The sequence below is a fragment of the Accumulibacter sp. genome (assembly GCF_036625275.1).
Classification (GTDB): domain Bacteria; phylum Pseudomonadota; class Gammaproteobacteria; order Burkholderiales; family Rhodocyclaceae; genus Accumulibacter.
This window is the reverse complement of sequence record NZ_JAZKUD010000023.1, coordinates 39,187-50,160: the sequence shown is the minus strand read 5'-3', so window position 1 is coordinate 50,160 and position 10,974 is coordinate 39,187. Positions and strand designations below refer to the sequence as shown.

Here is a 10,974-nt window from a genome sequence, read left to right as displayed (position 1 = left end):
CTGTCGCCGTCGCGGAGCATCCGCCTGGCAGTACCTCGGCACCGTCATCGCAGCCGCTCGCAAAGGCTTGCAGCTCCCCGCCATCCCCGCCATCCCGGCAACCGTGTAGGGGGAGTGAATGATTACCCCGATCATGAAAGTCATGACCGTTTCCCTCTCCCCCGGCCCTCCCCCGCGAGTGGGGATGGGAGATTCGTGAGTCGCTGACGCGACTTTCACATTAACAACGGTCATGACTTTTCCGCCATAACCGCCCCACAGAACCGCTTAACGCAGCTTGATTTCCTTGTAGATCACGTGCTTGCGGGCTTTGGGATCGTATTTCTTGATCTCCATCTTGCCGGGCATCGTGCGCTTGTTCTTGGTCGTGGTGTAAAAGTGGCCGGTACCGGCGGTCGACTCAAGCTTGATCTTGTCACGCATGGCTGCTCTCCTTGTCAGATCTCGCCGCGGGCACGCAAGTCGGCGAGCACGACGTCGATGCCATTCTTGTCAATCGTGCGCAAACCGGCGTTCGATACGCGCAAGCGCAGCCAGCGGTTCTCGCTCTCAATCCAGAAACGGCGATACTGTAAGTTCGGAAGGAAGCGGCGCTTCGTTCTATTGTTGGCATGGGAAACATGGTTCCCTGCCATCGGGCCCTTGCCCGTAACCTGGCAAACACGCGCCATGATGTTGCTCCAATTGATTTTTGGGAAGAAAGCCCGCGATTCTAGCCCATGCAGGCGGTCGATTTCAAGCAATTTTCTGCCCGTGGGATTCTGCTCGGTAATCTGGATGCGAACGATCCGCCCATAGGCGCCGGGATGGACATCGCCTGCGGCACGGCAGGTCTCGGCGCCTGGGCACATACTCCCGACGTAAGCCGCCGTGCAACGGGACTTCAGCGTGTCTCGATCGGCTTCGCACCCCTGAAAGACTGGGTTCTGCACTTTGCCTGTCTGCGACGTGGAGTGGGGTGAAAGTTCATGGCCAGTGAATAAACGACCGCTGACGGGCGGAAAACAGGCCCGAAACTGGGGTCAGCAATTTCTGCTCCCATCTGAAACCCAGTCATGACAAGGGTGCAAGGAGCGAAAAGGCTTCAATTAATGTGACAGTCGCGTCAGCGACTCACGAATCTCCCTCCCCCTCGCGGGGGCGCAGGCGGGGTTTCGCGGAGCACTGCTCCGTGCCGCCGTAGCCGGCCCGCGATGCCGCGCGGGCCGTGGAAGGGGCCGAGGGGTGAGAGGGGGAATTTGCAGAGCCTGCTCTGCGCCCATCGAACGATTCCGGCGTGCAAGGAAGGGAAACGGTCATGACTTTCATGATCGGGGGTGCCTGGAAAAGTCATGACCGTTAGATTGCGGAAGCCTGGCAGGCCACCGGCCGCGCCGGGTCACTGCACCATTCGCTCCACGAGCCGGCATAGAGGCGCGCGCCCGGCAATCCGGCGACTTCCATCGCCAGCAGGTTGTGACAGGCGGTGACGCCGGAACCGCAAGACATCACCGCCTGCGCCGGCGAACGATCGGCCAGCAGGGCCAGAAACTCGCGACGCAGTTCACCGGCCGGGCGAAAGCAGCCGTCGGCGTCGAGATTGTCGCGGAAGAAGCGGTTGCGCGCGCCTGGAATATGCCCGCCGACCGGATCGAGGGTTTCATTCTCGCCACGAAAACGGTCAGGAGAGCGCGCATCGATCAGGCAGAAACCGCTTTGCCCAAGACGGGCGAGTACTGCGTCGCTGCTGGCCAGCAAGTCGTCACGCAGATCGACTTCCAGCCCCCCCGGCGGCGAACACGGCGAATCGGTGGCCAGCGGCCGTCCCTCTGCCCGCCAGCGATCGATGCCACCGTCGAGAACCGCGACGCGATCATGGCCAAGCCAGCGCAGCAACCACCACAGCCGGCAGGCAAAGGCGCCGCCGGCGTCGTCATAGGCGACCACCTGCGTGTCCATGGCGACGCCCGCAGCGCCCAGCTTGTCGACAAGCAGGCGCGGATCGGGCAAGGGATGACGGCCGTTGCGACCATTCATCGGTCCCGACAGATCCTGATCGAGATGCAGGAAGAAGGCGCCCGGCAGATGAGCATGCGCGTAGGCCCGACGGCCCGCAGCCGGATCGCTCAACTGATGACGGCAATCGAAGACACGCCAGCCGGGGTCGATGAGATGATCGGCAAGGACTGCGCTGCTGACCAGCGTCGTATAGCTCACGCCAGTCCCTCTTCTTCACCCAGCCAGGTACGTGCCTCGACTTCCTCATCGAAGACGCGCATCTCGGCATCAACGAAAATCTGTGACAACCAGGCGCTCCATGCTACCCACTGGCTATGCGTCAGGACGGCAATACGGCTAAAATCGTTGGCGTGCGCACGCGCAAAGACGATATCTTCCCAGGCCACGTCGAGCGTGAAGTCGGCCATTTCGCGCAGATCGAACCACAGGTCGACCGGCCCCTCGAACTGGATCGCGAAATTGACGGCATTCTCGAACTCCTTGTAGTCGGCAAGCGTGAATTCCGCATACACCGTGACTTCGACCCGCTTCGGCTGTTGTTCGATGACAATCATGGCAGACTCCATTTTGCGATGCGTCAGTTTAATGTGAAAGTCGCGCATGCGACTCATGAATCTTCCCTCCCCCTCGCGGGGGCGAAGGCGGGGTTTCGCGGAGCACTGCTCCGCGCCGCCGCAGCCGGCCCGCGATGCCGCGCGGGCCGTGGAACGAAGGCGGGGTTTCGCGGAGCACTGCTCCGCGCCCATCGAACGATTCCGGCGTGCAAGCCGGAATGCGCCCGGCAAGGGAGGAAAACGGTTATGACTTTCATGATCGGGGGTGCCTGAAAAAGTCATGACCGTTAGCACCAGTCCCGCCCGGCGAGTCCGTGCAACCGACCGGTCAGGCCAAACCATGGAGAAAGGCCGCACGCTCGGGTTCGGAGTCGATATGCTCGGCGAGCTTTCGGTAGAGTTCCTGGACGTTGCCTGAATCGTTGGTTGCCCGCTTGACAAGCACTCGAGCGAGCGGTCCAACGTACTGCGCGAGGCGTTTCTCGACCGCGGCAAGTGTCGCAGGATCGAAAACCACCGATGTTGCCGATGTCGGTTCGGGTGGTTTGGGCGACCTGGACGGCAGCGATGCGGAAGCGGCCTTTTTCAATCGCTCGATACGCTTCAGGAAATCGGCACGTTCAACGCCTTCGGGAACGTTTTCGGCGAGCGTGGCGCAGAATTCCTCGATACTCCTGGCCTCGATCATCCCCTTGCGCACCAGGTGTTTGGCGACCGGACCGATCGACCTGATCAGCGAAGACTCGATTTCTTCCAGTGTTTCCTGGGGCAGCGGCAGAGGCGTTGATGCGCCCGTGGAGCGCGTGCCGGCGCTGCCACTCCTGGCGCCACCGGCGACCGGTTCGGGCGGCAGGCCGTCGGTGTTGCTGCCAGAGGGCTTGGGCACCGGCTTGCTCCGGATGAAGGCTGCCAATAACGCATTGTTGAATTCGCGTGCGCTCTGGAACCGTTTGTCAGGTTTCTTCGCCAGCGCGCGCGCCAGCAGGGTGTCGAAAACCGGTGGCAGCGAAGGTACGATTGCCGACGGGGGGACCGGCTCGACGTTCATGACCTTGTGCATCACCGCGACCGGCGTCTCGGCGAGAAATGGCCCATGCCCGGTCAGCATTTCGTAGAGGATGACCCCGGCCGACCATAGATCGGCACGGTGGTCTGCAGGCAAACCCAGCAATTGCTCGGGAGAGATGTGCGTCGGCGTACCGATCACGGTGCCCACCTGCGTGAGCGACGAGCTTTCGATCTTGGCGATCCCGAAGTCCATGATCTTGATCTTCATCCCGCCCAGTACCATGACGTTGGTCGGCTTGATGTCACGATGGATGACGTCGTGCTGGTGCGAATAGTCGAGTGCTGCGAACAGTTGCTTCATCACCTCGAAAACGTCGATCGGATCGAAGCAACCGCGCTCACGCATGCACTGGCGCAACAACTTTCCCTGCACGTACTCCATGACGATAAATGCCCCTGTTTCGTCCTCTCCGTATTCGTATACACCGACAATGCCTGGATGCTGCAGTCTTCCTCCGGCCTGCGCCTCCTGCTTGAAGCGTGCCACTGCGGCATCCGATTCAACGTTGGCCAGGTACTCGGTGAGAATCGTCTTGATCGCCACCGGACGTTTGATGACCGGGTCGAAACCTTCGTAAACTGCGCCCATCGCACCCTTGCCAAGTTCGCGGCGGATCTCGTACTTGCCGATGAATTCAGGGAGGGGCATGGCGTGGTCGCTCCGCTCTCAGCTCTCGATCAGCTTGATCGCCTTTTGCAGGCTGCGGCGCATGCGGTTGAAGGAGTTCGCCAGAACGTCGATCTCATCCCCGGTGTGCGACGGGAATTCCGGTACCGAAAAGTCGCCGGTGGAAATCCTGTCGGCGGCTGCCGACATGCTCGAGATGGGTCGGATGATGAGCATCGACAACATGATGTTGAGGACCACGAAAGTCGCCAGGAAGATGCCGCCGAGCGAGAGCATGAAGCTGTTGAAGGTGCGCCGCGCATTGGCCAGCGGCACGGACATCGGCACTGAAACCACCTGTGCGCCCACCGTCTCCAGGTGTTTCCAGCCGAAGCCGTTATTCGGGCCGTAGATTCTGATCATCGATTCCGGTGCGGCGTCGGGAACACTGTGGCAGACCAGGCACGCCGGGTCGGTGATGGTAATCGGCCGCGCCAGGTAGAGCATGCGGCCGGTCGGTGTTTCTCGCTCGCCGGCAAGCTCTCTGGCACTGCCGTCGGCGCGAAATTTCTGCACCAGATCACTTTCCCATTCCACCGCGCGATCGCGCGGGTTAGTAGGATTGAGCGTCGCCTCCTTGTAGGTGAAATCCGGATACTTGACGGCCAGGTTGCTGAATACCTCTGTGGCAGCATAAGCAGGCACCGTCTGTGGCAGGAAAGTCTGTTCCAACTGGGAATCGAGAAGCGGTTTCACCTGCCTGACCGTGTAGCTGCGCATCGAGAGCGCGGACTCCATCATCAAGCCGGCATTGCGCAGCGTCTCCTGCTTGGCGTTCTCGTCGAGCAGGCGGTGCGAAACATACGCCGACATGCCCATGCCGGCGCCAAAGACCAGCAGGAGCACCAGGTTGAATTTCAGTCGCAGACCCATGAGCACGGTCCCTAGCAAGGATGGGGATGAAAAACGCAATGGCAGCGCCAGAGTATATGTTCCCCCATCAACTGTGGTCAATTCATGGATTTTTTTCTGGGCGCCTGCCGGCGATGCCCCGACCCGTGAGCAGAACCGGGTCAAACAGGCTTCCTTGGCGCGAGCCTCCCGCTACTGGGAGGCTCCTGTTTCCATCAACCGAGGATCATGATTCTCAAGCGTTGAAGGAAGCCAAGGCTCTTCCACCAGAGCAGGCCGTTCTCCAGAAGCCGAGTGCCGGACTCGGTCAAGGCGAGTTTTCGGGCCCCCAATTCGGTCACCCCGGTATCGGCGATAAAGCCAGCATTCATCAGGTACTTGGCGATCACCGGCTGAATCTGTTGACCATCGAGCAACCAACGGCTGCCATAGCCATCGTCGTCACCCGTCAGCATCAGCATGGGCCGACGCTGCCGCAAGAGCCGGAGGACCGCAAGCGTCTGCGCCCGATCGGGAATCAAGTGGGTTGAAGAGGCGTTCATCGAGCGTTCTATTATGAACCCCTGGAGCGTTGTCGTGCAGGGCTGGATCGACCTGGTCGCGGTAACGACGTGACCTATTGCACAAAGTGCCCTCTTTCGACCGGTATAATCGCCGCTAACGGTCATGACTTTTCCAGGCACCCCCGATCATGGAAGTCATGACCGTTTCCCTCTCCCCCGGCCCCGCCCCCGCGAGGAGGAGGGGAGATTCGTGAGTCGCTGACGCGACTTTCACGTTAAATTATCAGCCTTTCTTGCCAAGCGGGCGGCAAGCGGGAAAATCCCCTGACAGGAGCTTGTATGGACATTAAAAACGAAGTGGTCGCCGTTCTTGACGAGGTCCTGAGCCTCAAGGGCCGAGCGAGTGAGTTCGCACTCGACACCCCCTTGCTCGGCGCAATTCCTGAACTTGATTCGATGGCGGTGGTTTCCCTGATTACCACGCTCGAAGAACGTTTCGGGTTTACGGTCGAAGACGACGAAATCGACGGATCGGTGTTCGCTTCGCTGGCGACGCTGATCGACTTCGTTGAGGGAAAACTGGCCGACTGAGCATTCACCCACCAGGCCGTTGCCACTGGCCTCCTCTCGCCGGCGAGTATTGGCGGAAAGATCGGGGGCGATACAGACGCCACACATACCGGTCGAACACCGACGACAGGATCTGTGCATGTGAAAGTCGCGTCAGCGACTCACGAATCTCAACTCCCCACTCGCAGGGGAGATGTCGGAGGAGATGGAAATGATCATGCCGTTCATGATCGGGAGTGCCTGGGAAAGTCATGGCCGTTCGCATGAGCACTGAAACGAATCGCTCGTCTGGAATTCGGCAACACCGCCGTGGCAAGGCCCGTCCCGGTTCGTCGCGCTGGTTCAGGCGTTATCGCTGGCTGGTCATTGCCGGCTGGTTGATCATGATGGCGGCGGTCGGCTGGGTTTTCTTCACCCGCTCCGACAGGATACCTCTGGCGGCAAGTGCCGGTGGGGCGACCGAGCAGCCGGCGACCCTTGTGTCCGCCACGATGCCGCCGGTGAAGCTACCCGCCGACGATGCTGCACATGAAATGCTCACCGAATGGTGGTACTACAGTGGCCACCTGCAGACCGACTCAGGCGAACGTTATTCGTTTCATATCGCCTCCTTCCTGCGCAAAGGGACTCTCACCCACACCGTATTCCACGGATCACTACTCGACCATCAGACCGAGAAGCTGTATACCGAGCAGGCACGCACCGCAGGCAACCCATCAGACGGTCGCCGTGACGGATTTGCTTTCCAGTTCGGTAGCTGGCAATTGCAGGGCGATGGCGCGCAACATGCAGCGAAGATGGCCGGCAAGGATTTTGCGATCGATCTGCAGCTCAATGACAGCCGCCCACCACTCCTGCACCAGGCACCGGGTACGCCGGTTGCCGGCCTGCTGGATTTCGGTGCCGCCGGCAAGAGTTATTACACTTCGCGCCCACGCATGGCTGCACAGGGAACCCTGACCATTGGCGGCACGGCCAGGAAGGTGCATGGCGAAGTCTGGTTCGATCATCAGTGGGGTGATTTCGAAGCGGCGAAGCTGCGCTGGAACTGGTTCGCGCTGCAACTGACGGATGGTGCCGACCTGATGATTTTCGAACTTTTTGATCGCCAGGGCGAGCCAGTACTGCGCATGGGAACCTATAGCAAGGATGGCAAAGTCAGCGCGCTCGGCGCATCCGACTTCGAGGCGACCTCCCGCGGCACCTGGAAAAGCCCCTCTTTAGGAGGGGTCATATATCCGGTCCACTGGACGATCACAGTACCCGCCCAGGGACTCAAACTGAAAGTCGACCCGGTGATCCGCGCCAGTGAGTTCGACGCCCGGACGACGACGCTGAACGTCTACTGGGAAGGGGCGGTCAAGTTGAGTGGCTCGCATCACGGCGTCGGCTTCATGGAGCTGAGCGGCTACCATCCGTCAGTCCAGCAAACGGCGACCAGCCGGTAAGCCGGCAGATGCCGGCTGGCTGCCCGGAAGACATGGGGTGTGAATGAAAGTGTCGGGAGGTCCCGATAGGCTCCCCTCCCCCTCGCGGGGGCGATCACCGATGTCAACGCCTCTCCATCGAACCAGTGACCTCGACCAACACTTTCATTCGCCCCCCAGTGCCGGGTCGAGCGTGACGGCTTTTCTCAGCAAGCGTATCCTGCGAGATCTAACGATGGCGAGGTCCGCACCATGCTGAACAAGAGAGAGACTGACGCTGCTGCGCCGGCACATGCGGGCGATTCCATTGCTTCCCTCAAGTATCCCGCCAAGCGCAAGAACATTCCGCCAGCCGGGCTGGAAGCGCAGGGCGTCGTTCAGCAAGCGCCCAAGCTCCGCTACGAATACAACCCGCACCTGCCGCCGATGCTGCGCTCGGCGACGGACGCCGCAGCGGCGGACAAGCTGCCCGAGTTGCTGGCGATTGCCCGGCAGCGGGCGCTTTCGGCGGACGAGGCGCAGGTGCTCGCGGACGCGCTGCGCCGGCACGAGCCGTGGCTGGAATGGAGCGGCAAGCGCGAGAAGCCGTGGTTCGAGGTCGAGCCGGTCGCCCTGCACATGCACGAGCGCATCTCCACGCAGGCCATCCTGCGCGTGCTGGCACGCGAGGATGTCGAGCGCGATCTCTTTGCCGATCCGCAGCACGACTATGCGAAAGCCGTGCAGTTCTATCAGCACGACGTGGACTGGGCGAACCGCATGATCCTCGGCGATTCGCTGCAGGTCATGGCCAGCCTCGCCCGGCGCGAAGACCTCGCGGGCAAGGTGCAGATGATCTATCTCGACCCGCCCTACGGCATCAAGTTCGCCTCGAACTTCCAGCCGCAGCTCGGCCAGCGTGACGTGAAGGACCGTGAACAGGACCTCACCCGCGAACCGGAAATGGTCAAGGCGTACCGCGACACCTGGACGCTCGGCATCCACTCGTACCTCGCCTACCTGCGCGACCGCCTGGCGATGGCCCGCGAACTCCTCGCCGATTCCGGCAGCATCTTCGTGCAGATCAGCGATGAGAATCTGCATCGGGTGCGGTGCGTGATGGATGAGGTGTTTGGAGAGGACAGGCAAATCATCACGTTCTTGGTGAAAAAGAAAGGGGCACAGAAAAGCGGGATGATGGACCCGGTGAACGACTATCTGCTTTGGTATGGGAAATCGCCGCGTGACTCAGAGAAGGTGAAATTCAGGGAGATCTTCGTAGAGCGAGAGGTTGATGAGGAAACGTTGACGGAATTCCGCACCGTCCAGTTTCCCGATGGTGCTCAGTTTCCAATCAATGCTACTCCAAATGCCGACGGGCAGCCGCACGACTACAGACGGTCGCCAAAGCAGTTGTTCAAAGATCATCCTACCGCCCGGATTTTCCGGGCGTGGCCAATCACGAACGGGGGAATTCGGGCGACGCAGATGGACGAGATTCTGTTGGAAGGTAATGGATTCAAGCCGCCTAGCGGTCGCTGCTGGTCTTTCCGCAGCACCAAGCAGGGACCCGAGCTTACGCCGATGGAACGCCTCCGCGAAGCAGACCGACTCTGCGCCGCAGCGAGCTCGCTAGATGGCAAGCGGTTCCTAAACGATTTTCCTTTCAAGATTCTAACGAACTGGTGGGATGGCCTCGGCGGCGCGAGCGATCCAGTTTATGTCGTCCAGACTAACCCCGAAATCATCGCCCGCTGCCTGCTCATGACCACTGACCCCGGCGACCTGGTGCTCGATCCGACCTGCGGCAGCGGTACCACGGCGTATGTGGCCGAGCAGTGGGGCCGGCGCTGGATCACCTGCGATTCCAGCCGCGTGGCGCTGGCGCTGGCCAAGCACCGGCTATTGACAGCGAAGTTCGATTACCACCAACTGCGACCGTTGAGCGCGGAGGACGTGGCGCGCAATCCGAATGGAACCTGGCTCACCGACCCGACAGGCCAGGTTCCTGACAAGGCCACCTTTGCCTGCAAGACGGTGCCGCATATCACGCTGAAAAGTATCGCCCGCAATACCTCGCTCGATCCCATCTTCGCCCGCCACGAGCCGATTCTTGCCGAGAAGCTGGCGACACTGAACGACGCGCTCACCGGGGTGGACGCCGCGTTGAAAGGAAAGCTGGTCGACAAACTGATCGCCAAGCATCGCCAATCCGGTGCCAACGCTGTCACCGATGCCGACATGCGCCGTTGGTTGGTGCCGGAGACGCAGGCTGCCTTGATCCGCTCGTTCCCGGCGCGTTCGCCCCTCAAGGGCCTGACCACCGAAGCAGGCCGAGGCTTATCGCACCACGATTCCGAAAGGCGGCTGGAAGGAATGGGAAGTGCCCTTCGACACCGACCCGGACTGGCCGCCCGCGCTGCAGGAAGCGCTTGCCGCCTACCGCGCCGCCTGGCGGGCGAAGATGGACGAGGTGAACGCCTGTATCGCCGCCAACGCCGAAATGGAAGAACTGGTGGACAAACCCGAGCCGGCCAAGGGCGTGGTGCGCGTGAGCGGCCCGTTCTCGATGGAGGGGGTCATCGCGGTGGAAGACGGTCCCGACACGCCGATCGGCGGCGCGCCGGACGAGCTGGATGCCTTTGACGGCGCCGCGGCGGTGAGCAACGCCGAGGCGCACCTGGACAGGATCATTCGCCTGCTCAAGGCCAGCGGCGTCGATTTCGCCGGCAACCGGAACATGAAGTTCGGCCGGCTCGATCCGCTGACGGGTGCGGCGCTGCTGCACGCCGAAGGCGAATGGATCAACGGCGACCAGAAGGAACGCCGCGTGGCGGTGAGTGTCGGCCCGGAAATCGGCAGCGTGTCGGCGATGCAGGTGGAAGACGTGATTCGTGACGCCAACCGCAAAGGCTACGACGACGTGGTCTTCGCCGGTTTCGGCTTCGACGCCGCCGCGCAGGACGCCATCGAGAGCGGCAGCCATCCGAAGCTGCGCCTGCACATGGCGCTGATCCGTCCCGACGTGGCGATGGGGGATCTGCTGAAAAGCCAGCCCGGCAGCCAGCTTTTCACCGTCTTCAGCGCACCGCGGGTCAAAGGCCCGACGCCGCAGGCTGCCGGCGAATTCACCATCGAGGTCGAGGGTATGGACGTCTATGACCCGGTAAGCAACACGCTTTTTCCCACCGACAAGGCGCGCATCGCCGCGTGGTTCCTCGATACCGATTACGACGGACGGACGTTCTGCATCTGCCAGGCGTTCTTCCCGGACAAGAGCAAGTGGGCGAAACTGGCCAGGGCCCTCGGCAACGCCGGGGTGATCAAGGAAGAGGCCTTCGCGGCCTTGAGTGGGC

10 protein-coding genes are annotated in these 10,974 nt (G+C 61.5%); 3 read left to right on the top strand and 7 right to left on the bottom strand.

Annotation, left to right across the window (positions count from 1 at the left end):
- Window positions 1-267 precede the first annotated feature (267 nt).
- The 7 genes from rpmG to V5B39_RS10045 form a co-directional block, all read right to left on the bottom strand.
- A complete protein-coding gene (gene rpmG, locus V5B39_RS10075) occupies window positions 268-423 on the bottom strand; it encodes a 50S ribosomal protein L33 (RefSeq protein WP_034928807.1) in 156 nt (51 codons plus the stop codon).
- 14 nt (window positions 424-437) lie between these two features.
- Window positions 438-671, bottom strand: a complete 234-nt coding sequence (gene rpmB / locus V5B39_RS10070; RefSeq protein WP_332342760.1) for a 50S ribosomal protein L28 — start codon at window positions 669-671, stop codon at window positions 438-440.
- A 667-nt stretch (window positions 672-1,338) separates the two neighbouring features.
- Window positions 1,339-2,196, bottom strand: a complete 858-nt coding sequence (locus tag V5B39_RS10065) for a sulfurtransferase (protein ID WP_332342758.1) — start codon at window positions 2,194-2,196, stop codon at window positions 1,339-1,341.
- Window positions 2,193-2,552 (bottom strand): STAS/SEC14 domain-containing protein, encoded by a 360-nt coding sequence (locus tag V5B39_RS10060; RefSeq protein WP_332342757.1) that lies wholly within the window; start codon window positions 2,550-2,552, stop codon window positions 2,193-2,195. Before V5B39_RS10060 ends, V5B39_RS10065 begins: the two co-directional genes overlap by 4 nt.
- Before the next feature lie 328 nt (window positions 2,553-2,880).
- Window positions 2,881-4,269 carry a serine/threonine-protein kinase gene (locus V5B39_RS10055; protein ID WP_332342756.1) on the bottom strand — a complete coding sequence of 463 codons (1,389 nt, stop codon included), beginning with the start codon at window positions 4,267-4,269 and terminating at the stop codon, window positions 2,881-2,883.
- Window positions 4,270-4,287: 18 nt separating this feature from the next.
- Window positions 4,288-5,160, bottom strand: a complete 873-nt coding sequence (locus tag V5B39_RS10050) for a Tll0287-like domain-containing protein (protein WP_332342755.1) — start codon at window positions 5,158-5,160, stop codon at window positions 4,288-4,290.
- Between the two features lie 194 nt (window positions 5,161-5,354).
- Window positions 5,355-5,807 carry a hypothetical protein gene (locus V5B39_RS10045; RefSeq protein ID WP_332342754.1) on the bottom strand — a complete coding sequence of 151 codons (453 nt, stop codon included), beginning with the start codon at window positions 5,805-5,807 and terminating at the stop codon, window positions 5,355-5,357.
- Between the two features lie 174 nt (window positions 5,808-5,981).
- Between V5B39_RS10045 and V5B39_RS10040 the strand changes: the two genes are divergently transcribed.
- The 3 genes from V5B39_RS10040 (at window position 5,982) to V5B39_RS10030 (ending at window position 10,264) form a co-directional block, all read left to right on the top strand.
- Window positions 5,982-6,233 carry an acyl carrier protein gene (locus tag V5B39_RS10040; protein WP_332342753.1) on the top strand — a complete coding sequence of 84 codons (252 nt, stop codon included), beginning with the start codon at window positions 5,982-5,984 and terminating at the stop codon, window positions 6,231-6,233.
- 242 nt (window positions 6,234-6,475) lie between these two features.
- Window positions 6,476-7,660 (top strand): lipocalin family protein, encoded by a 1,185-nt coding sequence (locus tag V5B39_RS10035; RefSeq protein WP_332342752.1) that lies wholly within the window; start codon window positions 6,476-6,478, stop codon window positions 7,658-7,660.
- A gap of 231 nt (window positions 7,661-7,891) precedes the next feature.
- Window positions 7,892-10,264: a site-specific DNA-methyltransferase gene (locus V5B39_RS10030; protein WP_332342751.1), complete on the top strand. Its 2,373-nt coding sequence runs from the start codon at window positions 7,892-7,894 to the stop codon at window positions 10,262-10,264.
- The last annotated feature ends 710 nt before the right edge of the window (window positions 10,265-10,974 follow it).

Bases quoted from the DNA above. Each gene is read 5' to 3' on its own strand.
- rpmG (WP_034928807.1), bottom strand. From the start codon at position 423: ATGCGTGACAAGATCAAGCTTGAGTCGACCGCCGGTACCGGCCACTTT.
- rpmB (WP_332342760.1), bottom strand. From the start codon at position 671: ATGGCGCGTGTTTGCCAGGTTACGGGCAAGGGCCCGATGGCAGGGAAC.
- V5B39_RS10060 (WP_332342757.1), bottom strand. From the start codon at position 2,552: ATGATTGTCATCGAACAACAGCCGAAGCGGGTCGAAGTCACGGTGTAT.
- V5B39_RS10055 (WP_332342756.1), bottom strand. From the start codon at position 4,269: ATGCCCCTCCCTGAATTCATCGGCAAGTACGAGATCCGCCGCGAACTT.
- V5B39_RS10050 (WP_332342755.1), bottom strand. From the start codon at position 5,160: ATGGGTCTGCGACTGAAATTCAACCTGGTGCTCCTGCTGGTCTTTGGC.
- V5B39_RS10045 (WP_332342754.1), bottom strand. From the start codon at position 5,807: ATGACCGTTAGCGGCGATTATACCGGTCGAAAGAGGGCACTTTGTGCA.
- V5B39_RS10040 (WP_332342753.1), top strand. From the start codon at position 5,982: ATGGACATTAAAAACGAAGTGGTCGCCGTTCTTGACGAGGTCCTGAGC.
- V5B39_RS10035 (WP_332342752.1), top strand. From the start codon at position 6,476: ATGAGCACTGAAACGAATCGCTCGTCTGGAATTCGGCAACACCGCCGT.
- V5B39_RS10030 (WP_332342751.1), top strand. From the start codon at position 7,892: ATGCTGAACAAGAGAGAGACTGACGCTGCTGCGCCGGCACATGCGGGC.